23 protein-coding genes, 1 tRNA gene, 1 pseudogene and 2 other annotated features are annotated in these 22,353 nt (G+C 38.1%); of the genes and pseudogenes, 10 read left to right on the top strand and 15 right to left on the bottom strand.

Going from position 1 to position 22,353, the window contains the following annotated elements:
• Nucleotides 1-318: 318 nt before the first annotated feature.
• The 3 genes from ACFVAD_RS15650 to ACFVAD_RS15640 all read right to left on the bottom strand — a co-directional run bounded on the left by ACFVAD_RS15650 (nucleotide 319) and on the right by ACFVAD_RS15640 (nucleotide 3,811).
• Complete coding sequence (locus ACFVAD_RS15650) at nucleotides 319-1,260, bottom strand: LysM peptidoglycan-binding and 3D domain-containing protein (protein ID WP_386641919.1); 942 nt, start codon at nucleotides 1,258-1,260, stop codon at nucleotides 319-321.
• A gap of 233 nt (nucleotides 1,261-1,493) precedes the next feature.
• Complete coding sequence (locus tag ACFVAD_RS15645) at nucleotides 1,494-2,486, bottom strand: class I SAM-dependent methyltransferase (RefSeq protein ID WP_386641916.1); 993 nt, start codon at nucleotides 2,484-2,486, stop codon at nucleotides 1,494-1,496.
• On the bottom strand, nucleotides 2,483-3,811 hold the full coding sequence (locus tag ACFVAD_RS15640; protein ID WP_386641914.1) for an FAD-dependent monooxygenase: 1,329 nt from the start codon (nucleotides 3,809-3,811) through the stop codon (nucleotides 2,483-2,485). The genes ACFVAD_RS15645 and ACFVAD_RS15640 overlap by 4 nt, the downstream gene beginning before the upstream one ends.
• Nucleotides 3,812-4,215: 404 nt before the next feature.
• Here ACFVAD_RS15640 and ACFVAD_RS15635 point away from each other — a divergent pair.
• Nucleotides 4,216-4,374 (top strand): annotated as a pseudogene (locus tag ACFVAD_RS15635) (transposase); the annotation flags it as partial.
• 137 nt (nucleotides 4,375-4,511) lie between these two features.
• Here ACFVAD_RS15635 and ACFVAD_RS15630 read toward each other — a convergent pair.
• Both ACFVAD_RS15630 and ACFVAD_RS15625 read right to left on the bottom strand, forming a co-directional pair.
• Nucleotides 4,512-4,760, bottom strand: coding sequence for a DUF2164 domain-containing protein (locus ACFVAD_RS15630; protein WP_386641911.1), 249 nt, complete (start codon nucleotides 4,758-4,760; stop codon nucleotides 4,512-4,514).
• A 26-nt stretch (nucleotides 4,761-4,786) separates the two neighbouring features.
• Nucleotides 4,787-5,614, bottom strand: a complete 828-nt coding sequence (locus tag ACFVAD_RS15625; RefSeq protein ID WP_386641909.1) for a VanW family protein — start codon at nucleotides 5,612-5,614, stop codon at nucleotides 4,787-4,789.
• Between the two features lie 174 nt (nucleotides 5,615-5,788).
• Between ACFVAD_RS15625 and ACFVAD_RS15620 the strand changes: the two genes are divergently transcribed.
• Both ACFVAD_RS15620 and splB read left to right on the top strand, forming a co-directional pair.
• Entirely contained in the window at nucleotides 5,789-6,046 is a 258-nt protein-coding gene (locus tag ACFVAD_RS15620; RefSeq protein ID WP_386641906.1) for a transcriptional regulator SplA domain-containing protein, read from the top strand.
• Between the two features lie 11 nt (nucleotides 6,047-6,057).
• Nucleotides 6,058-7,083 carry a spore photoproduct lyase gene (gene splB, locus ACFVAD_RS15615; RefSeq protein WP_386641904.1) on the top strand — a complete coding sequence of 342 codons (1,026 nt, stop codon included), beginning with the start codon at nucleotides 6,058-6,060 and terminating at the stop codon, nucleotides 7,081-7,083.
• Between the two features lie 41 nt (nucleotides 7,084-7,124).
• Here splB and ACFVAD_RS15610 read toward each other — a convergent pair whose 3' ends face one another.
• Nucleotides 7,125-8,204: a M42 family metallopeptidase gene (locus tag ACFVAD_RS15610; RefSeq protein WP_386641901.1), complete on the bottom strand. Its 1,080-nt coding sequence runs from the start codon at nucleotides 8,202-8,204 to the stop codon at nucleotides 7,125-7,127.
• Nucleotides 8,205-8,372: 168 nt separating this feature from the next.
• On the opposite strand from ACFVAD_RS15610, the gene ACFVAD_RS15605 reads away from it, so the two are divergent.
• Entirely contained in the window at nucleotides 8,373-9,065 is a 693-nt protein-coding gene (locus tag ACFVAD_RS15605; RefSeq protein WP_386641898.1) for a cobalamin B12-binding domain-containing protein, read from the top strand.
• On the top strand, nucleotides 9,065-9,601 hold the full coding sequence (locus ACFVAD_RS15600) for a hypothetical protein (protein WP_386641896.1): 537 nt from the start codon (nucleotides 9,065-9,067) through the stop codon (nucleotides 9,599-9,601). Before ACFVAD_RS15605 ends, ACFVAD_RS15600 begins: the two co-directional genes overlap by 1 nt.
• A gap of 46 nt (nucleotides 9,602-9,647) precedes the next feature.
• Here ACFVAD_RS15600 and ACFVAD_RS15595 read toward each other — a convergent pair whose 3' ends face one another.
• A complete protein-coding gene (locus tag ACFVAD_RS15595) occupies nucleotides 9,648-10,637 on the bottom strand; it encodes a CheR family methyltransferase (protein ID WP_386641893.1) in 990 nt (329 codons plus the stop codon).
• Between the two features lie 633 nt (nucleotides 10,638-11,270).
• Here ACFVAD_RS15595 and ACFVAD_RS15590 point away from each other — a divergent pair.
• Both ACFVAD_RS15590 and ACFVAD_RS15585 read left to right on the top strand, forming a co-directional pair.
• Entirely contained in the window at nucleotides 11,271-11,804 is a 534-nt protein-coding gene (locus ACFVAD_RS15590; RefSeq protein WP_386641890.1) for a hypothetical protein, read from the top strand.
• 63 nt (nucleotides 11,805-11,867) lie between these two features.
• Complete coding sequence (locus ACFVAD_RS15585) at nucleotides 11,868-12,200, top strand: CHY zinc finger protein (protein WP_386641887.1); 333 nt, start codon at nucleotides 11,868-11,870, stop codon at nucleotides 12,198-12,200.
• Nucleotides 12,201-12,220: 20 nt separating this feature from the next.
• Here ACFVAD_RS15585 and ACFVAD_RS15580 read toward each other — a convergent pair whose 3' ends face one another.
• On the bottom strand, nucleotides 12,221-12,379 hold the full coding sequence (locus tag ACFVAD_RS15580; protein WP_386641884.1) for a YvdQ family spore coat protein: 159 nt from the start codon (nucleotides 12,377-12,379) through the stop codon (nucleotides 12,221-12,223).
• A 500-nt stretch (nucleotides 12,380-12,879) separates the two neighbouring features.
• Between ACFVAD_RS15580 and ACFVAD_RS15575 the strand changes: the two genes are divergently transcribed.
• The gene (locus ACFVAD_RS15575) at nucleotides 12,880-13,137 is read left to right on the top strand and encodes a hypothetical protein (RefSeq protein WP_386641881.1); all 258 of its coding nucleotides are present in this window, start codon (nucleotides 12,880-12,882) and stop codon (nucleotides 13,135-13,137) included.
• 181 nt (nucleotides 13,138-13,318) lie between these two features.
• Nucleotides 13,319-14,545 (top strand): NAD(P)/FAD-dependent oxidoreductase, encoded by a 1,227-nt coding sequence (locus ACFVAD_RS15570; RefSeq protein ID WP_386641878.1) that lies wholly within the window; start codon nucleotides 13,319-13,321, stop codon nucleotides 14,543-14,545.
• 206 nt (nucleotides 14,546-14,751) lie between these two features.
• Here the strand turns inward: ACFVAD_RS15570 and ACFVAD_RS15565 are convergent, their stop codons facing one another.
• From ACFVAD_RS15565 to ACFVAD_RS15540, 6 genes are all read right to left on the bottom strand, one after another.
• Nucleotides 14,752-15,576, bottom strand: a complete 825-nt coding sequence (locus ACFVAD_RS15565) for a nucleotidyltransferase domain-containing protein (RefSeq protein WP_386641876.1) — start codon at nucleotides 15,574-15,576, stop codon at nucleotides 14,752-14,754.
• A 430-nt stretch (nucleotides 15,577-16,006) separates the two neighbouring features.
• Complete coding sequence (locus tag ACFVAD_RS15560; RefSeq protein WP_386641873.1) at nucleotides 16,007-16,459, bottom strand: GNAT family N-acetyltransferase; 453 nt, start codon at nucleotides 16,457-16,459, stop codon at nucleotides 16,007-16,009.
• A 172-nt stretch (nucleotides 16,460-16,631) separates the two neighbouring features.
• Nucleotides 16,632-18,551, bottom strand: a complete 1,920-nt coding sequence (gene thrS, locus ACFVAD_RS15555) for a threonine--tRNA ligase (RefSeq protein ID WP_386641869.1) — start codon at nucleotides 18,549-18,551, stop codon at nucleotides 16,632-16,634.
• A gap of 58 nt (nucleotides 18,552-18,609) precedes the next feature.
• Nucleotides 18,610-18,834 (bottom strand) — a binding site (T-box leader).
• A 42-nt stretch (nucleotides 18,835-18,876) separates the two neighbouring features.
• Nucleotides 18,877-19,101 (bottom strand) — a binding site (T-box leader).
• Nucleotides 19,102-19,316: 215 nt separating this feature from the next.
• Nucleotides 19,317-19,985 (bottom strand): hypothetical protein, encoded by a 669-nt coding sequence (locus tag ACFVAD_RS15550; RefSeq protein WP_386641866.1) that lies wholly within the window; start codon nucleotides 19,983-19,985, stop codon nucleotides 19,317-19,319.
• A 64-nt stretch (nucleotides 19,986-20,049) separates the two neighbouring features.
• Entirely contained in the window at nucleotides 20,050-21,036 is a 987-nt protein-coding gene (locus ACFVAD_RS15545) for an LCP family protein (protein ID WP_386641863.1), read from the bottom strand.
• The gene (locus ACFVAD_RS15540) at nucleotides 21,026-21,553 is read right to left on the bottom strand and encodes a sigma-70 family RNA polymerase sigma factor (protein ID WP_386641861.1); all 528 of its coding nucleotides are present in this window, start codon (nucleotides 21,551-21,553) and stop codon (nucleotides 21,026-21,028) included. The genes ACFVAD_RS15545 and ACFVAD_RS15540 overlap by 11 nt, the downstream gene beginning before the upstream one ends.
• A 258-nt stretch (nucleotides 21,554-21,811) precedes the next feature.
• Here ACFVAD_RS15540 and ACFVAD_RS15535 point away from each other — a divergent pair, with 258 nt between their 5' ends.
• The gene (locus tag ACFVAD_RS15535; protein ID WP_386641859.1) at nucleotides 21,812-22,255 is read left to right on the top strand and encodes a tyrosine-type recombinase/integrase; all 444 of its coding nucleotides are present in this window, start codon (nucleotides 21,812-21,814) and stop codon (nucleotides 22,253-22,255) included.
• Between the two features lies 1 nt (nucleotide 22,256).
• Here the strand turns inward: ACFVAD_RS15535 and ACFVAD_RS15530 are convergent.
• Nucleotides 22,257-22,328, bottom strand: a tRNA-Val gene (locus ACFVAD_RS15530).
• Nucleotides 22,329-22,353 lie beyond the last annotated feature (25 nt).

The following is a 22,353-nucleotide window of genomic DNA, read 5'->3' as shown; positions in this document are numbered from 1 at the left end:
AAAGGTCCTTCATTTGCTTTATGATGGACTTTTTGAGCTTCCTGCACCATGAAAAGGTCCTTCATTCGCTTCATGATGGACTTTTTGAGCACGCTTCACCATGAAAAGGTCCTTCATTTGCTTTATGATGGACTTTTCGAGCACGCTTCACCATGGAAAGGTCCTTCATTCGCTTCATGATGGACTTTTTGAGCACGCTACACCATGAAAAGGTCCTTCATTTGCTTTATGATGGACTTTTCGAGCTTCCCTCCACACAATAAGGTCCTTCATTCAGCACAAAAAGGCCACCCGATCTGGGCAGCCTCTGAATATCTATTATTTATATACTTTTACTTGAACTTCTTGAACACCATAGTTGATAGCATCTTGCTTGTCTGGAATGAAGATATCTATCTTGTTGCCTTTGATTGCTCCACCAGTATCTCCTGCAATCGCTTCTCCATAGCCTTCAACCCATACTTTAGAACCTAAAGGAATGACATTTGGATCAACGGAGATAACCTTCATGTCCGGGTTTTCCAGTAAGTTGATACCTGTTGCAGTAATCCCTGAACAGCCTTCACATGAAGCAGTATAGGCAGTTGCAGACATTGTTAGTTCCTGTACAACTTCCTCGTCAGCAGGTGTTTCCTCTGCTGGCTCCTCGGCTGGTGTCTCTGTTACCGGCTCTTCAGCTGGTGCTTCCTCTGCCGGTGCCTCTGTTACTGGCTCCTCGGCTGGTGCTTCCTCGGCTGGTGCTTCCTCGGCTGGTGCCTCTGTTACTGGCTCTTCGGCTGGCGCTTCCTCGGCTGGTGCCTCTGTTACTGGCTCCTCGGCTGGTACTTCCTCTGCTGGCGCCTCTGTTACCGGCTCCTCAGCTGGCGCTTCCGTTTGTTCAGGACTTGGATTTCCTTTTGTATAGATAATTATTTCATCATCTGCATAGATTAAATCAGGATTTTCAATGGAGTTCCATTGCGCTAGCTGTTGGTAGGTAATTCCATCATAGTTTTGGGAAATTCCCCAAAGAGTATCACCTTTTACAATTTTGTAGCGTTCGGATAAAGCCACTTTTAATCCTTGTTCCGGATGAATCAGATCACTGGAAAGATTGTTCCAGTCTTTTAATTCCTGTACTGTTATGTTATTTGCGTTGGCGATGTCCCAAAGGGTATCACCTTTTTTCACCGTTACTTCTGCAGCAGAGGCATTTGAACCTAGACTGAACGTACCTGCAAGGGCCGCTGCTGTTACCAATGAAAACATGGTTTTCTTCATACGAAATACCTCCTATGTATTCTGACTCAATGTTTACAATCATATCATGATATTGCTAGATTAAAAGAACAGTGGAATAACAGTTTCGTTACATGAGTAACGGGTATATTAAGGGATTGTTACAAAGTTTCCTTATATTAGAATATAAAGGAATACTCTTCTATCATAGGGTTTTCCAACCAAAAAAATGGCCTGCGAAGAGTTTTTCATTCTCCACAGAACCTATTAAACAACTATTTAGTTTTAGTGAGAGTAATCTGATACCAGCCACCTTCCTTGATGACAGGCTTCATTTTTTCCACTTTTAGACCCGCTTGTCGAGCCAGCTCTTTCAAATCACCCTCTGATGGAAGGGGATAGAGATTATCAAACGCCGTAAAGAAGCTGTTAAATACACTTGAGAACTGTCCACCATGCTTGGAGTTATGAATCGGCGTCACGATGGAAAGAGTTCCTTTGCGGTTCAACCATTCATTGATATTTTTAAATAGAGTGATTCTTTTCTTTGGGGAGATATAATGGAGAATATTATTCAGCATGACAAAATCAACTTTCGACTCTGGCCTCCATTCCTGTACATCTTTACAAAGTATCTCTATTTGTTCCTGCTCCCTGCAATTTCTTTTGGCTTCTTCTGCAACATCCTCGTTCAACTCTATTCCGAGCATCTCCGCCTTTGGGAATTTTTTCGACAGCTTCAGCAGGTATCCACCGCTTCCACAACCCACATCCACTACACGCTTCGGGTTTACTTTCTTCATGACCCTCATTACTCTAGGTACAGCCAACTGTTCTAATAAGGAAGAGGTTTGTGCTACCACCATTCCATGTTTATCCTGATTAAAACTCTCTTTTTGATCCTCCTGCATCATTTTCGGGTACTTTATAAGGGTTGGAATATGAAGCTCCATCATTTCCTTCAGGAGTACACCGGTCGATCTTGGGTTATTCTTGCTCGAAGGTAACATGAAACGCTTGACCGTCTGATATCTCTGTTTGGAGCGCTGCTTCAGGTAGCCTATTACTCCACCAACTTCCACCCATCTGACAAGGAGATCCTCCTTCAGGGAGAATTCCTGGGCAACTTCGGTTATTGTTTTTGGCTTTTTAAAGGCTTCGAACAAGTCCAGCTCATAGCCTACATATGCATGCCAACTATATAAAAAAGGCAGATTTCTTTTCATATATCCTCTTGCTTTGAATAGTCGAACATATTCACTTATCATCCCTTGACTTCCTCCTCCATGTCCCTCCAAGGATAGTCATCCCTTTTTGTAAATAGATGACGCTTATCCAAGTGAAAATCCATCTCTTCTGTTCTTTTTGGGGCCACTCCCGTCTGGATAGCCCTATCGATGATGGTTTCCTTCCAAATACCCAATCCGGAAATATTCAGCATATGCTTAATATGAAGCACTGGGTCATTGGTCAACTGGTCCATCACTTTCTTTCTCCACGATACAAACGAGCGCAAAGGACGGGAATAGGCAAGCGCAGATAAATGACTCAGTTTTAGAATATGATGTACACGTGGCCTTCTTACTTTTTCGTATAATGATAAAAGTTCGCTTGAATGTCGGTTATGTTCATACATCCAACAGAAAAGCTCCCCGATCACATCCCCATCCTGGATAGCAAGGTTCATCCCTTCACCGGCCATGGGATGAACACTGTGAGCTGCATCTCCCAATAGAACGATATTATCTTTTACATAGCTGGAAACATGATAATGGACAGGTATCATCAGTTGTATCTGTTTCCAGGATTCTATTCTTTGTACATACCCATCCAATGATGGACACAGTTCTAAGTATTTTTCATAAAAAGATTCCAAACCTTCCTCTATCATTGTTTTATAGGAACCCTTTGGAATCAGATAAACAGACCTCACCATGTTATCTGGAAGCGGAAAGAGTCCCAGGAAAGTCCGGTCTGTTGAGATTATTTTTCCTTCTGTAAGGCATTTGGGCCTTGGAAAGGTTACAGTCAAAAAATGATGATCATATTTCTTTTCTTTCCGCCGCAGCTGCATGAAATCTCGGACCTTCGACTTTCTTCCTTCGGCACTCACATAATAGTCAGCTTCGATAAAAACCTCTTCCTTGGCGAGCTTAACTTTTGCAAGACCATTTTCAAAGCCCATAAACCTGCCCGGCTGAATACTTTTGAAAGATGGATATTTCTCCGCTTCCTCGAGCAGTATCGTTTTTAATGTTTCATGAGGAATCATAAGGGCATGATGGTATGGTTTTGGCAAAATGTTATAACTCATTGACTGAAATGGCAATTCTTCCAAGTTGATATCTACAGGTTTTTTTCTTTCGACCAGATCTATTCTGTTAATGATGTGCCCGGCATCCAATACAGGTGGTAAAAGGCCGATACTGTCAAAGATCTGCAAAGTCTTTGGCTGGACGAGTTCTCCTTTATATAGGTGTGGGCTTCCCTTCATCTGCTCCACCAAAGTTACTCCTATGCCGCACCTTGCAAGCTTGAGAGCGACCGTTAAACCTCCTACTCCGCCTCCAATCACCAATACATTCGTCTTCATAATCGTCACCACCTATAGGTTTCTTTCCACTTTTGTTCAGATGTGAAACTTTTGAACTCTCTGCTGAAAAGCTTTATTATTCATAGCCCATTCAAAAAGCCCTCCACTATTGTCAGTGAAGGGAACAGACAGTAGACAAACTCAAGGTAATTCGAGGTTGCCTACTGTTTTTTATGTACCTGTATAATAAAGCCCGTTGATTTCCGTTCCAGGCACTGCGCTTTCCGCGGGCAGTCCGGGAGCCTCCTCGACGCTTACGCGTCTGCGGGGTCTCCCTTGTCCCTTCCTCCCGCAGGAGTCTCCGTGCCTCCCACTCCAATCAACTGAGTTTTTTAAAACTTTTTGTTAACGATAATCACGTGTATTTTAATGCCTGTTTTAAAAATATTGTGGGTGTCAAATAAATCGACCTTGTATTCGCCGATGCCAAAGAAAAACATGGTATTCGCTTAATAACCCTAAGCGGGATTAAAAATTGAGCATGCAGGCGATGCTTACTTTCGCTGCATATAAACCTAAAGAAGATGGCCAACTTGACATGGAGACGCCACTCGATAGCTTAAATAAAACATCCAAGAAATCTATCCGACGATAAAATCCCACTAAATCTTATAAAAGGGTTCGGAATTTGATCACTCCGAACCCCTTTTGCATACAAACTATGCCCTTCACTTTTGTCAGTGAAGGGCATTTAACCATTTTATCTTTTTGTTCTCGTTGAACGTTTCAAACTTTCCAGGTCCTCTTCCACAGCTGACCATCTTTGCTCGACCATCAGCTTGGCATCATCCACACCTTGATTATAATAGAAGAGACCAATCTCTTTCACAAAAAAATCAACAAGCATTTCCGCTCCGAGCTCGCCAATTGTTTCATCCCGCTCCAATTCGAAATACGTCTGGATACTGCCGATCATTTGGTCTTTTGCTTCTTTTGGCAATTTAATCATTTACTTATTCACACCTTGCAGTAGATTTAACCGCTGTTTTCGGATGCTTCAAGCAACGGTTCATACATCATGATAGCATGATTTTCCGTTATATACTGATCATCCACCTCAATCCCCTGTAAGTTCGATACTTTTCGATGAATGATGTTATGGCGAAGGTAACCTCCCCAATATGCAGGAGTTATACGATGATCTTTTTCATACACCTTATAGCTGACAAGAGGTGGATTGGCCATCCTCCATTCACCGACCAATTGGTCCCCTTTGACCATGACACAAAGTTGAAAAGGCTGATTGGTATCATTTCGAATCTGCAGATCCAAGTAATTGTAGGAGCAGGTTGCCCCACTTCCGAAAGGCTGTGTTCGTCTTGAGTCGGGAAACACATCAAAACTGTGACGGTAGCGTTCGGTCACTGTTAAAGGAGTATGTAACGTCATCCAATATATCAAATTGGAAAGTTGGCACAATCCGCCACCCAGCCCGGGTTTGAACTTCCCGTAAAATAACACCATTCCATCCACATACCCTTTCTCTTTGGTTGGCTTTCCGATAAGCTTCCAATAGGAAAAGGTTTCTCCGGGCTTCAGTACCACACCATTTAATTCTTGTGCGGCAATACGAAGGTTGATCACTTTATTATGTTGATACCACATATCCACATCCTTTAACTTTCTTAAGGTAGGGGTGGAATGTTTAAAAGAGAGGTATGGCAGCATTTCATCTGTCTGATAATCCGCGTACCTGATTGAATCTGTTTTCCACTCCATCCAACGTTTTGCTATGTAGAATTGCGTTCCTAGCCAAATTCGGAGTGCAGACCTGGGCTTAGGTCTTAAATCCACGTTATTCAATAATACTACCCCCAAAATATCCCTTTTAACTAATAGACGATTATAACCTGTAAAAGTTTCGAAAATTTTTAATATTTTCACAGGTATTTCCTTGACATTATTTCTCAAGAATAATTGTCTGCTCTCATAAAAGAATAAACAATAGTTGAGAATTTATTAGAGAAGGTGAAGACCATGGATATACCACAACCGTCCAATTCTGCTGATGTAACGATTGGTGACAGAGTTTATCTATTCTATCGCAACCCACACACCCAAAATGTAGCAACCGTGCAGGAAGCGCAAGTTATGCCTGATCCTCACGATTCCGGTCAATTAGCTTTATTTCTATATGATACCTATTATCCGCTATCAGATGAGTTCGTCTTTTTCAAGTCTTTGGATGATGCAGAAGCTATGTATAATGACTATTTTGGGCCTACATATGATTAGGAGGTGTTTTTTTGAAACCATTTGTCCCTCAACTGGTCTATATTGAACCTAAAGCATTGGAGTATGAGCTTGGAAGGGAATTAAAGCAGAAATTTGAAGCAATGGGGCTTGAGATTAGGGAAACCACTTCCCATAACCAGATACGGAACCTGCCGGGGGATAATGATTTTCAAAAGTATCGGATAGCTAAATCCACGCTCGTTGTAGGAGTAAGAAAGACCCTGAAGTTTGATTCTTCGAAACCATCTGCAGAATATGCCATCCCTTTTGCAACAGGCTGTATGGGCCATTGCCATTATTGCTATTTGCAAACAACTATGGGCAGCAAGCCATATATTCGTACCTATGTAAATTTGGATGAAATCTTTGATGCTGCAGATAATTATATGAAGGAACGCGCACCCGAAATAACAAGATTTGAAGCATCATGTACATCGGATATCGTAGGAATTGACCATCTTACCCATTCGTTAAAAAGGGCTATTGAACATTTCGGAAGATCGGAGCATGGCCAACTTCGTTTTGTTACCAAATTCCACCATGTCGACCACCTGCTTGATGCAGACCATCAAGGGAAAACGAGATTTCGGTTTAGTGTCAACGCCGACTATGTAATCAAGAATTTTGAACCGGGGACTTCATCTCTTGATTTAAGAATCGAAGCCGCCGCAAAAGTCGCTGGCGCCGATTATCCGCTTGGCTTCATCGTTGCCCCCATCTATTTACATGAAGGCTGGCAGGACGGATATAGAACCTTGTTCCAAAAGCTATATGATAAGCTGCCGGCTCAGGCTACAGAGGATTTAACCTTTGAATTGATCCAGCACCGGTTCACCAAGCCTGCCAAACGCGTAATCCAACAGAATTATCCGATGACCAAGTTAGAACTGGATGAAGCCAAAAGGCAATACAAATGGGGACGTTACGGAATTGGCAAATATGTCTACACCAAGGATGAGGCTACAGAAATCAAGGAAACCTTATCCCAATACATTCATTCTTATTTCCCACAAGCCAGAATTGAGTATTTTACTTAGGAACAACAAAGAACAGCCTAGTTGGCTGTTCTTTGTATGTATCAATATTTCACCATCTCAGACAATAGATAATGATAGATCAACTTCTGGGTATTGAGAATGGAGCTTTCGTGTGTACGCTCGAACGCATGGGACGATTCGATCCCAGGCCCGATCAATCCATGGATGATATCATGACCGGAACGGATCGCAGCAGATGCATCCGACCCATAAAATGGATAGATATCAACTTTATACCCGATGTCATTTTTTTGTGCGAGCTCCACCAAATGTTTACGCAAGCCGTAATGATACGGCCCACTGGAATCTTTCACACAGATTGACACCGTGTATTCATCGGAGGACTGGCCATCTCCCAATGCCCCCATATCCACGGCGAGATACTCGACCGTTTCAGGAGTGATATTGGAATTCCCTCCATAACCGATTTCTTCATTATTGGAAATAAGGAAATGTGTGGTGTATGGCAAAGTTATTTTCTCGTTTTGAATATGCTTGATCATATTAAGCAAGATGGCAACACTGGCTTTATCATCTAAATGTCTTGATTTTATGTATCCACTTTCCGTCATTTGTACACGAGGGTCAAAAGAGACAAAGTCCCCAACTTCGATTCCGAGCTCCCTCACTTGATCACGTGTGGATACTTTTTCATCAATCCGCACTTCGATGTTTTCATCGTTTCTCGCTGCCTCCCCAGCATTTTTATAGACATGAACAGATGTCTGATGCATGAGGATGGTGCCTGAATAAACCTTGCCTCCTGATGTTTCGATCTCACAGTATTCCCCTTCTACTGAATTCCAGCGGAAGCCCCCGATCATGGTAAGTTTTAATCTTCCATTTGATTTGATCTCCTTGACCATCGCACCTAATGTGTCAACATGGGCTGTTAACATCCGATGCTCCTTATCGTTCGTACCATTTATGGTGGCGAGGAGCCCGCCTTTACGATTCCTTCTTGTTTCCACCCCATACTCCTGCAGGAAATTTTCCACATAGCTGATTACTTTGCCGGTATTGCCTGAAGGACTTGGAATGGAAACAAGCTCTTTGATCAATGTGAAGGTTTCCTGTACACTTGGTTGATAGTTCAAATGAGCACTCCCTTTGCTATTCATATAATAGTATTAGCATAAAATATATTTCGCGCCTTGTATATATCATTTGAAGGAAATAATCAGACTTTTTAGGAATTAGCAATGTGCCACTGATAAGAAACGTCTATCGATTTCCCTAAAATATAGTATACTGTAAGTAACTACTAGACATCCATAAGGGGGATTAGTGTGCATGAAATTGCAAAAAAGCTGTCTGCCCACTTTCTTGAAAAGAATGTTATTCAAGGATGGGCAAGTATAAAAGACACAATCGAACAGGGCTACAATAGCCCATATATATATGATTTTCTATTTCGGGATGCCATGTACCACATTGGCGAACTTTGGGAGAAAAATGAAATCACGGTTGCTGACGAGCACCTCGCTACCGGTGTAAGCGATCTTCTTCTATCTAAATATCATCTCGAAAAAAAGGAAATGACCCTATCAGGTACGGAACCAGTTTTCCAAACTCCTTCAAATAAGGCAATGTTTTTCTGTGTGGAAGGAGAAGAGCATTACTTGGGCCTTAAAATGGCTTCTTCCTTATTTGAGGAATTCGGATGGGATGTGTATGATCTTGGTTCCAATCTCCCTTTGGACTATGCTGAACATAGTCTGAAGAAGTGGCAGCCTGAAATCATCTGTATTTCCATTACCATCAGACACCTGTTGCCGAAACTAAAAGATACAATCGAGAGACTGACAGCCATTCATCCACAAGCAACCATTATTGTAGGAAGTCGTCTACATCAAGAAGCCGCTTTCCTCTCTTGCTGTACGGAAAAAACAATCATTGCTAAAGATGCTGCCTTTCTGTATGAGTGGTTGAATAATCACAAGAGTGAAGCTTCCTTCGTCCAAAAAGGAGTGTTACTATAATGTATCGTATACCGGTACCCTACTTTAAATTAAGAAGCGATTTTTCGATCCTGGATGTTTCAAAAGAGGTAACCCACCTCTTTTATCCTGTTACATCGTTTCTCCATTTAGTGGATTCAGAAAGTAGAAATAAGCTAAAGCAACTCCTTAATGTTCCTTCACCCGGGAAGATGGAGATAAATCTGAATACAATAGAGTCGCCCACCACCTTGTTTACTATCCATTATAATTATCAATCAAAAGAAGATATCATCCATCTTGTCTGTTTGAATGAATCAGCTTCCTACCATCACATTCAATACGAATTCCAACAGATCAAAGAAAAGATTCAAAGCGGGGCATGGGAAAAAGTGATTCCGACGGCAGTGGAAGGTACTACTAACAATATAAACCTGCAGAAGGCTTCCAGGAAAATCTCCACAATTAATGATTTGCTCAACATCATACAACACGATCTTCAATCTGCCGGAAAAGAGGAGTACGCTGAATTGATCCGCTCTGAACTGGCAGACATCAAAGAGTTTCTTTCCAAATAAAATTTGACCGGCCAATAGCTTTCTGCTACTTGCCGGTTATTTTTTATTACCTTTGATTATTATAAAACACTTCCACGGCTTTACTGAGCTTGCCCATTTCAAAATGCAATGCCTGTGCCAACTCTTTTTTAAATGGAATTTCTCCCTTTTGAAGAAGATCTAAAAGCCCTGTAATAAAGATGGTGGGTTCCGCCAAGTCACCCCGTAGGCTCTCCATTTTTTTAAAGTTCATCCGCTTCAATTCTTTTAGTTTCTCATTCACTTTTATTAATTCTGATTCCTTTAGATTTAATTGCATCTGCAAAGATTGTACCTTCAACGAATCAGCGTTCATTTGCAGCAACTCATCCCTAGATGTATGCAAGTCAGTAACGTGGTCATTTGCTGGGTGCAAGTCCACTTTTAGCTTTCGGTAGATTTTCCACTTATTATTTACAGCCGAGAAGTATTTTTTGGAATCTCCAACCGTTTCACTTTTTCCAAGAAACAAAAAACCATTGCCATTTAATGACTCATGGAACTTGAAAATTATTTTCTGCTGTTGTTGCGGCATGAAGTAGTTAATCACATTTCTGCAACTTATAAAATCAAGCTTTTGGAAGGTTGGATCCTTCGCGATGTTGTGCGGTGCAAAAATGATTCTTTTACGTATTTCTTTATTAACAACATAAAACTCATCTTTTTTATCAAAATACTTTTTTTGTATGTCAGGTAAAACATTCTCAAATGCATGTTTAGGGTAAATGCCTGCACTCGCAATGCGAATGGAGTCCTTATCTAAATCAGTTGCATATATCTTATATTCCATGTTGGGTTGTGCTTCAAGATATTCATTTAACAGAATGGCAATCGAATAAACTTCCTGGCCCGTAGAACAACCGGCTACCCACAATCTTATTTCAACCTCTTTATTTTCCTGCTTTTCTTTCACGATTCTGCTGAACACATTTTCTTGGATGTATGTTGCCAACTCATTGTTAGGTAAAAATTCTTCTGCGCTAACCGTTATATTACCCTCGAAATTTTGTACGACCATATCTGCTCTCCCTTTAAAAAAGTTCACCAAGATTCTCTATCTTTTAATATCATATCAAAAAGCTTTTTTCGGTTGTGAATTTTTCTCCTACAAAAATCGAGTTATATCGTCCTTCATTTGACTTATTGTTCAATTGGTGTATAATAAGAGATTGGGCACTGGTCCAAAAAAGTTAGTAACTTGATATTGAAAGGAAGGACGTTATGACATTCTTTAGTTTTACAAACAGATCACAAGGATGCACTGGCGTTCCATATAGTTTTTTAAGCAAAGCTTAATCGTACTGGCACGGCCTAGGAGCCGTAAGGACGTATGAGAGGTAGGGCTTACGTTGTTTAAGTAAGAAAAGCTACCATGGAATTTTAACCGCGGCAAACGAATTAAAACACTTTTATGTCAATTATAATGCTTGTGATGAAGCAAGTTACTAATAGCGCAAAAACATCATTTCTTATTGCGCTCCCATTACGAAAAATAAAGGCGGGTCGATCCTTGGGACGACTCGTTTTTATTTTTTATGCATATCTATATTTGATTATTTCCAAAATCACGTGTATAATTTAACGCTGATTGTCAAAAACCGTCGAGATATTTTAGCTGATAAAGTACTTTAAGGAAAAAGGGGAGAGTTGGATGTCTTTTACAAGCTTTTTTTTAGCCGAGGAAGAGACATATGATAACAAAGATAGAGATGAATTACAGCAAGACCTGGATGATTTGGAGTTTCAGATGTTCAGGATGAAAGAAAACATGAGGAAAATCGCAAAAAAATGGCAAATTATCGGCATCGATCAAACAAAGGACGATACATGGGTGGTTGTATATACTAACCATGATAATAATTCCCTCAAGATCATGCTGAATGACTGCGAATCCTCCTATCGCGGAATGTGGGATTTTTCCATTCAGGCAACATACAAGAACGAAGAGACTATTTTTATCGGTGACATTAAGGGCCCGGAAAATAAAGGCTATGGGTCCATTTGCATGAATTATCTCAAGGAGTTCGCTAAACAGCAAAACATCCAATATATTACAGGAAATATTGCAAAGCGAGACTGGGATCACGTGGAACGTCTTGTTCATTTCTACGAAAAGCATCGGTTCCAAGTGAAAATTAATGAAGAATACAAATCCGGTGAAATTGTTTGGCAGCCGTATAATTAAACAGTAGAAATCTATCTTTTTTTATGGTTAGATTAAAAAAACTGTGCAAAAGTGAGGGATCACATGCAGAAATCGAAAATCATCCAAGTTTCGGGGCACGCCATTGATGAAGAAACCAGGTGTGTTCATTATCATTCCGACAAGGATATCATAGCGATAAAATTTTACTGCTGTCAAACATATTTCCCCTGCTACGAATGCCATGAGGAGAAAGCGGACCACCCCAGTCAAGTTTGGCCCAAAGAAGCTCAGCAGGAAAAAGCTATCTTATGCGGATCCTGCAAAACCGAGCTAAGCATTCAGGACTATTTGCAATGCCATTCCAAGTGCCCTGTGTGCAAATCAGCTTTTAATCCTGGCTGCCAATTGCACTATCATTTATACTTTGAAAAATAACTTTAAACAAAAAGAGGCCATTAAGGTCTCTTTTTTCTTTCTTCACATCCACTTTCGTCGACGGCTGTTCCATCAACGTCCTCCGAAGTCATTCCTCTCGGAACAGGAAGACTCTCTTTACTAAAGATCTCTATGTATCGGTGGACATGTCCTTTGGAAAAATGTTGACAATGTTCCATATACGCTGCAATATCCGGATTATCAACATGTGATAAAAAATACGAAAACATATGGTGGACAGATGTTACAAAGATGTCCGATTTCAGCAAAGGTCAGCTTAGTATGAATGTGTGATGCTTACAATTGAATTTCGCCTTTTCCTCTATACGATGTGAGTCTAAGGATCATGGAAAGTAAAGTCAGGTAGTTATTCAGTCACCTGACTTTCTTTCCATCTATTTTGTGTCAGATACTATCAGCGACCGTCGCAATAGTACCAAAATCTTAAAGGAGAAACCCTGTTCGCCATACATTCTCTTGCACGTTTGGCCATATCCGGTGAAACCACTCTACGTTCAGATCTTTTGCAAGAACATTCATGATGATCATGATGTTTTTTTTCACAGCACTCTAAAAACACTACTCCCACAATCTTCACCTCCTTTCTTCTCTATTAAATTGTATGTAATTTGATAGAGATTGCTTGTACGGTTTCATCAGAAAATGAAAAAAGAGAAAGATGAATATAAAGCGATTATCCAGTTACCCCTCCACGCAAATTGTATATGCCTTCCAGCTTAAAGAATTTGTAAGAACAGTTCTGACCGCATTCAAAGTACCTGGCGAAACCTCCACTACGGTTGGAACACCTTTATTTGTCGCCAAACCAGCATTGGACATAATAATTGCCCGTAAACCGTTAAAGGTGTCTGATCAGTGCCCGTTCTGCAACTATTGGTGGACGATATGTAATTTCTCATTTTCTGCAAAAAAATAGACAATTGTGATTATCCGAATGTCCAAACTTTTATTAAATATTATGGTTATTTCATGCAGTCGGCAGCAATAATTCTTTAATGCTAATTAAATTAAATTTAAATAATATTTACTTCTCTTGCATGCTCGTCCTTGAGTAGGAAATATTAACAATATCCAATTCTTCATGCAGGAGGCGTAACATGAACCTACAATCAGGATCGTATCATTGGCCCACCACTTTGCCAGTTGCTCCGTTTTATCCATCACTTGAGGAGGATATTGCCTGTGATGTCTTGATTATCGGAGGAGGAGGTTCTGCTGCACAATGCGCCTATTATCTGGCTGATAAGGGCTTGGAAGTGGCGGTCATAGAAAAAGGCAGAATCGCTTCAGGCAGTACAAGTGCAAACACGGCACTCATTCAATATTCCGGAGAAAAGATGTTCACCGATCTCATTCATACCTTTGGTGAGGAGTATATTTCAAGGCATCTACAATTGTTGAGAGAGGCGATCGATGACATAGAAGCGGCTTCCAAGACAGTCGAAATGGATACCGAATTTACTAGAAGAGATACACTCTATCTGGCAAGCTGCAAAGAAGATATAATACGACTGGAAAAAGAATTTGAATTGCTTAAACATCACGGGTTTGAGTTGGAATTACTGACCCAAAAGGAAATTGAGAAAAAGTATCCGTTCAGCAGGGTGGCAGCAATATATTCCTATGGAGATGGTGAGCTTAATCCTTTCAGATTTACTCATGCATTATTTGATTATGCTGCAAAGAGAAAGGTACGGTTATTTGAAAACACGGAAATGAATGGTCATCATTATGATAAACAGGAAAAGTGCATGATTATCGCGACTAAGAGCGGATATACCATTAAAGCAGGCAAAGTGATATTTGCAACCGGGTACGAGGGAACAGAGCTAAAAAAAGAAAAGAAAGTTTCTTTTGTAAGTACGTATACTGTCACCACCAATAAAGTGAATGATTTCTCCTCCTGGTATAATAGGACTCTTATTTGGGAGACCGCCCGTCCATACCTATACATGAGGACAACAGCCGACAATCGGATCATCATCGGCGGCCTTGATGAAAATACTACCTCTGCTAAAGACCGGGATAGTATGCTGATGCACAAAAAAGACAAGCTGATCGAAGAACTAAAAAACATGTTTCCTGAGTTAGATGTAAAACCTGAGTATTATTTAGCTGGATTTTATGGAGGTACAAAAGATGGCCTTCCAATCATAGGAATATACGATGAGTATCCTGACAGCTATTTTCTTTTTGGCTTCGGGGACAATGGTACGGTTTACAGCCAACTTCTTGCCAAGATAATTGCAACAGAGATCCTTGAAGGCGATAGCCCCAATATGGCTTTATATTTACAGGACCGTCCACTTTTAGGAGAAAAATAAACGCAGAAAAAGGCCCGATTCCATCAAACGGAATCCGGACCTTTTTTTGATTATCTGAGAGGTACTCGAACCCCTGACCCCTCCCCTGTCATCCATATTTTTAAGTGATCGAAATCAAATTTTCACTTCTAGTGGGCTAATACGATCGCATCTTTTACTCTGCTGCTTTAAAACCTTTGAATTTCTCGATTCTCTTGACGTTGTTGTTAGCACTCTGACGTTAAAATCCCCTCTGCAATTAAAAGATTATCCAAGTTATCCACCAGCTTATTTACTTCGGCTAAGATTCTTTCATCAAAACTAGAAATGCTGCTCAATAAATCATTTAAATTTTTTTCCATATCGAAAGGCAGTTTAGTCGCCTTTTCCTTTAATATTTTCACTAATTTCTTTTCTCCTGGATGCGGCATTTCATTTATAGCATACAATATATCGAAATAGCTGCCCAATAGAGCTGCCATTCTATGGTTAATACTTACCGAATCATTCCTCTTAATGGCTTTTTCAATTTGAAAATAATAAGCAGGCATCTGCTCTCTTAATAACGGATAATTTTTTCTTACAATATTTAACTTTAATGCTTCAGGATATGTTATATTGTATTTTTGTTGAAGCTCTCCAGCTTTGCCGTGTTGATCATACAGTATAACGGATGTTATGAAGTTACTCCAAAAACAAGTTGTATATCCAACATCTGCTTGATATTTAAATAATGTTCTCTCAAGCTGCGCATCGATCCAATTCAAATCCCGGTATATAATTTCGATTGGAATATTCCCGTCTCTTATAATCCCATCGTCTTCTGTCTCCCAAAATTGATTATTAATCTCCATATAATCACAAAATTTCTTTGTGATTTTTTCTCTTTCTATAATGGGAACTTCCTTGTTTGAATAGATATATAAATCATAATCAGAGTTTTCATCTTGATTGTCGGTTGCGTAAGAACCCGCAAGTAGTATGGCTTCTACCTCCTGTAATTGTGAAAACTCTTTTACAATATCGTTTAATATTGCGTTATCTTTAAACATTAACCTCATCCCCTCTCTCACTTTAACAACTATTTCTTATTTACCTATTAAGCTTTCGATTTTCGCGTTAAAATATATGCATTAATCAACATCCCCCTAAAGTAAAAAAAGGTACAACCTGGAATTAAGTCCTAGGTTGTACCTTTCTTAGGTATCATTGCCTTCAATTTTATGAGTTATATCATCAATACATATTCTATACTCATTTGCTTTTTCCTCCAAAGAAGCAGAAAATAGAATAAATTCATTTCAATAAGTTTTTTGCAATATATTTACATAACCAATTTATTCAAGTGGATACCAACTTCAACAGTCGCCTGTTTGTACATATCAGTTAGTACTTATTTAATATTTGCATTAACAGCTTATTAGAGGGTTGATATTATTGAATTAAAGCTCCCGTTGGTTGAAGACCATACTAACTTCTAGTTTAAATTTTCTTTTTAAAGGAAGTTAGAGATAAACGTTCATTTACTCTAGTTTCTCCTATTTTTGAGAATCCGTTTTTTTCATAGAAATTTACTGCTGGTGTATTTTTGGAACCCGTTGACACTATTATTGTTTCAATACCTTCTAATTTACTTTCAATAAAATCCAATAACATCTTGGCAATACCTTTTCTAAAATATTTGGGGTGCACTATTAACCGATGTATGTCCATTCCATCTTTTTCAACTTTTATAGAAATAGCTCCGCATAACACTTCACTTAAGTAATAACCATAGAAAGTTTCTCCACATTGTTGCAACGTTTCAACTGTATCTTTTAATGGTGGTATTTCATAATAGTCAATTATTTCTGCCTCTACCTTATAAGAAGGGATTTGAACGTTTAAAACTTCTTCAGCAAAATTTGGATTAGTAATATCAATTTTTTTAATCAAAACTGTCCCTCATTTAATTAGATTATGTTTCATATTCTTATAAAATGGTAATACTCGCTAATTCCCCCAACGATGGACTACTGAAATAGTCCATTATTGTTCAATTCTTGGGCCCTTTAACGAAATAATTAAATCTAGTTATATCATGTTATTTCACTTAAATATTTTCATTTTAAATACTTCGTTCTTTTATTTGTTGTAGAATTTCCCTTTTAAAATCTTCAAATGGAATACTTTCTGATTGTTGGTTCCCGTATTTTCTAACATTTACTGCTTCTTTTTTAACTTCATTGTCCCCTAGCACCAGCATATAGGGAATCTTTTGCATCTGTGCTTCTCTTATTTTGTACCCTAGCTTTTCATTACCTTTGTCAATTTTCACTTTTACTCCTAATTGTTTCAGTTCCGACTGAATCTTTAAACAGTAGTCCAAGTGAACTTGTGAGACAGGGATGATTTGTACTTGTGTCGGTGCAAGCCAAACAGGAAAAGCGCCCGCAAAATGTTCGATTAATATACCAAAGAAACGATCAATGGAGCCGAAAATAGCACGATGAATAACAACTGGGCGAACCTTTTCGTTATTTTCATTGATATAAGTCAAATCAAATTTTTCTGGCATCTGAAAATCAAGTTGGATTGTTGCACATTGATGACTCCGTTTTAATGCATCCTTTATATGAAAATCAATTTTTGGTCCATAAAATGCCCCATCACCTTCATTTAATTGATAATCAATTCCTAAATCTTCAAGTACATTTTTTAATGCTCCTTCAGAAAGCTCCCAAAGATTATCATCCCCTAATGAATCTTCTGGACGAGTTGAAAGCTCTACTGAGTAATCGAAACCAAAAGTGCTATACACTTGATCAATTAGATGAAACACCTGCTTAATTTCACTCTCAATTTGATCCTCTCGAACAAAGATATGAGCATCATCCTGACAAAATGTACGAACCCGAAGCATTCCATTTAAAGCACCACTGTATTCATGACGGTGAACTTGACCAAATTCCGCCATTCGAATCGGTAAATCTCGATAAGAGTAAAGGTTGTTTTTAAAAATCAGCATATGCCCCGGACAATTCATTGGTTTCAGCGCGAATTTTTTATCTTCGACTTCAGTGAAGTACATATTTTCGTGATAGTGATCCCAATGGCCCGATTTTTCCCATAATTGTTGATTCATCATAAATGGAGTGCGAACTTCATCATAATAGGCATTACTTTGAAGCTCACGAGAAAAGTTTTCTAACTCATTTCTAACAATTTGCCCTTTCGGTAGGTAAAATGGCATTCCTGGAGCTTCCTCAGAAAACATAAATAACTCCAATTGTTTCCCTATTTTACGGTGATCGCGTTTTGCTGCTTCATCTAAGAAATTTAGATACTCATTTAAGTTCTTTTTCTTTTTAAATGCTACTCCATATACTCGTTGAAGAACTTCATTTTGACTGTCACCCCGCCAATAAGCACCAGATACACGAGTTAATTTAAAGGCTTTGATTAAACCAGTGGACGGAAGGTGAGGACCACGACAAAGGTCAATAAATTCTCCTTGCTGATAAAGAGTTATTTTTTCATCTTTTGGAATGTCCTTTAGTATTTCTAACTTAAATGGCTCGCCTTTTTCTTCAAATAACTTTTCAGCTTCTTCATAAGAAACTTCTATTCGTTTGATTTCTAAATTCTCGTGTATGATGATTTCCATCTCTTTTTCAATTGCAAGTAAGTCATCGGAAGTCAAACTGTGTTCTAGTTTCAAATCATAGTAAAATCCATCTTCAATGACTGGTCCTACTCCCAATTTCACATTGCCATAGAGTCTTTTAACGGCTTGTGCCAATACATGCGCTGAAGAATGCCTTAAAACATGCAATCCTTCTTGCGAATCTAAAGATAAAATAGAAAGCTCCGCATCCCGTTCTATCTTGTAGTTTAAATCCACCAATTGTTCATCTACTTTCCCTACAACTGCATTTTTTCTTAGGCTTGAGCTAACAGATTCTGCTACACTTTCCACTGTAATTCCTTTCAGAAATTCCTTTATTTTTCCGTCTAAAAATTGAATTTTAATTAACTTTTCACTCATAACAATAACACTCCTTTAAAGTAATAAATTAATAAATAAAAAACGCACTCATCCCTCAACAAGGGACGAGTGCGTTTTACTCGTGGTTCCACCCAATTTCCCATAAGCTAAAAGATAACTTACGGCTTTGGTACTGTAACGTAGCATAAACGGTATTGGATACTTAGGTTCCCCAATACAGCTCAAAGGTGGTAAATTATTTTCCTAAGCTAGGAAGATCGCAGCTTATTCTTCCCTCTCTGTAAACCGTAAAAATAATTCATGTCCTTTTCATCGCAATAATTTTATAGTTGATTGTGAAATAAAAAAACGCACTCATCCCTCAACAAGGGACGAGTGCGTAATACTCGTGGTTCCACCCAATTCCCATAAGCTAAAAAGATAACTTATGGCTCTGGTGCTGTAACGTAGCATAGACGGTATTGGATACTTAGGTTCCCCAATACAGCTCAAAGGTGGTAAGATACTTTCCCGCGTTAGGAAGATTTCAGCTTTCCTTCCCTCTCTGTAAACCGTAAAAAGTAACTCATTTCCTTATCAGTGCTTTTTTTCAAACAATTAAATTAAATTATTTTACATACTACTATAAATTACCATAAATAGCAATACCTATTTTATATCGTTCCTACATTAAATGGCCCTAAAATGGAAAATGAGCGCTTATCCTTTGTACCAGGAAAGCGCCCGATTCTTGATTATCGTTGTTTAACTAAAGCTCTGTTAGTGAAAGAGCGTCTTCAGTTCTTGTCGAGAGCCACCCATAGATTACTTTTGCAATTTGATTAATTCTACTATTTTATCATCGTTTCCTAGATTAACATACACTAGCTTGGTATTTTCAATAATATCTGTGTAGAATTTTTCTCCAGCAGGGTACTTACCATCCCAACGTAATGGAACGTTATATACATTAATCGTACCGTCCCCATTACCACTATAAGTTACAGATCCATCTACTAAACGAGAACCTGCTAACTGGATAACATCTTCTGAATATTTAGCGCTGGTGTCATCATTAGGATTGATTGGTTCGCCAGCAGGAAATTGTCGAATATTCAATTCATCTATCTCTTGATTTGGTCCAAGCTGCAACCAAATTCGAGCGTACTCAATTTGTTTACTAGAATACTGGGATAGTAATTCTTTGTCTTCCTTATCGCCTACATTTAATTCGCGATTTTCAGATGAGGTACTATCCAAATCGATTTTAACCGATTCATCTGAAGAAATATCATTTGAATCATCAGTGTATGATTCCTCTAATTCACTTGTTGAAGTATTTGCATCTGTTTCGGTTTTATTTCCCTCTGATAAATCTAAAACAGAACGGTTTTCAGAAGAATCAGCAGTTGATTCTTCGCTTGTGTTGCCAACACATCCCACTAGCATAAATAAAGTAATATTAATAAAAAGGATCTTTGTTAGTTTTTTCATTCATTTATTCTGCCTTTCATTAGTATAAAACCAATTAAATTTCCGAAAGTAGTATATTTAGTTATTAGTTAAATGTGGTTAACTCTTCTGAAACAGAATTTAAAAAATCTTTCTCAAACATAATATAGTATTTACCATCTATACTATCCGATATCATTCCATCACTTAAAGATAACGATTTTATAGAATTAATTTCCACATTCTTTAACAAATGATCAACTGATATATTGGCTTCTATTTTAGTAGTAAATTCTTTTAACTGTGTTTGTGGGATTTCGTTTTTTGTTTTATTAATAACAGCACTAATGAGATTTACTTGGTCTTCTTCATCCAAGCTTCTCCCCACTGCAGCATCCATCATTAATGCCACAACCTCTTCTCCATTCAAACGATTCGGCCCCTTTTTGAATTCAAATGCCACTTGAGAGATAGCTCTAACTTGAATATCTTCTTTCAGGTCGTATTCTATCCCATTCACTGAATCAATCATTAATGAAAAAGTTTTTAAATCCATAAAAGCATAGTAATCAATTGTTATATCAAATAGCTTGGAAACTGTTGTTCTTACACTTTCAGCTCCTTTTGAACCGTAGGCATATGCATGTGTCAATTTATCATATGAAGTAGTTCCATCATTACCTACTATCGGAGCATAAGTATCTCGAGGGAGTGATAGAACTTTCATCAACTTTTTCTCTTTATTATAAGTAAGTAAAAGGTTAATGGGTATTCTATTATTCTCATCTTTCACCGTAAATAGAGTGGTAAAATAATCGTCTTCTTGAGATACTACTCCACTTGTATTATTTCCGTTATTTTCGTTATTAAAGTTGTCATGATAAATCGATGGAATAAACAACAATATACACAAGCCGACGGCTAATAAAGAAGCTGTTAAAACGGAAAATTGTTTTGAAATAAGAGATTTCTTTTGTGTATGATTATTCTCCATTTTATTAATTTGTTGAAACACTTCATTACGGTCTTCTTTCGTAAATCTCAATTCTTGATCCATATTATTAAATAGATTTTTTATTCGTTTATCTTCCATTAAATTCTGCCTCCTTTATCATCGACTCTAATCTTTGTTTTGCTCTTCTTAATCGGGTTTTCACTGTATTAACTGAAATATCTAAAACATTAGCAATTTCCTCTTTTTTTAATGAATCATAGTAGTAAAGATAAATCACTTCCCGATACATTTTCGGAAGAGAAGAGATATTCTCTTTCATTTCTTTGTTATTATATTTATCAATGACTGTTTTTTCTGTTGATGGTAATATTGACTTTGCCGTTTCATTTATAAAACTTCTTACTTGTACCATTTTGTAATTCCAACTTTTTAAATAATCTTTACATTCGTTAATTGTTATACGATAGAGCCATGTTTTTATTTGTGCGTCAAATCGAAACGAATCAAGGTTTTTGTAGCATTTGATAAACGTATTTTGAACCATATCCTTAGCAATCTCTGTATCTTTCACATAAGAAAATGCCAATCGTACCAACTCATTACCATATTCAATCATCAATTTTTCTAATATGAAATCTTTTTCTTCTCTGTCCAATCTGCTATCCTCTCTTTCAACCTAATTCAAATTCTGCTATTAGACGATTATCAAATCATAATAGGTTCAATTTCAACAAATATTTATATATTATCAAACTTGCAGCTGCGACGAAATATCATAGATGTAATGCTCCATTAAATGGCCATTTAATTGAATAAGAAAGATCCTGTTGTTGACAATTCAACATCGTTTATATAAACCCGCTTAAAACGATTGAATTTTTTTAAAATCAATTATTTATCACTAATCTTCAACATGCGAGAAATATTATTAAATAATGTCCTAATTGTCCCTAAACCTGCTCCAAGATTAGCCCCAATTATCCCATTATCTGTTCTTTTAGTTCCATCCATTAGGTATTCCCTACTACAAAAACTGTTCAGATTATTTAAGCAAGCGAATTTACCTAAAATCACTTTTCATGATTTACGCCATCTCCATGCAACAACATTAACGGCACTAGATGAAAACCCAAAAGTTGTAGCAGATAGACTAGGACACAGCCGGGTTCAGGTTACATTAGATTACTATTCAGATGTTAGTTCTGAGCTTCAAAAACTTACAGCTCAAAAATTTGAAGAAGACTTTTTTAATGTAAATGTGCAATTCATGAAATTCAGTGAACAAATCCAACCTAATGAAGCGTGCAAAAAAAGCTGCAGTCCCTTGATAAACAAAGGATTGCAGCTTATTCGTTAGATGATCTGAGAGGGATTCGAACCCCCGACCCCTACCCTGTCAAGGTAGTATTCTCCCGCTGAACTATCAGATCGCAATTTATAAGATGTAAGTTTAAT

The organism is Sutcliffiella sp. NPDC057660, assembly GCF_042800035.1.
In the GTDB taxonomy this organism is placed as follows: Bacteria; Bacillota; Bacilli; order Bacillales; family Bacillaceae_I; genus Sutcliffiella_A.
Note: the sequence above shows the minus strand (reverse complement) of the source record. Positions and strands in the feature narration are given on the sequence as shown.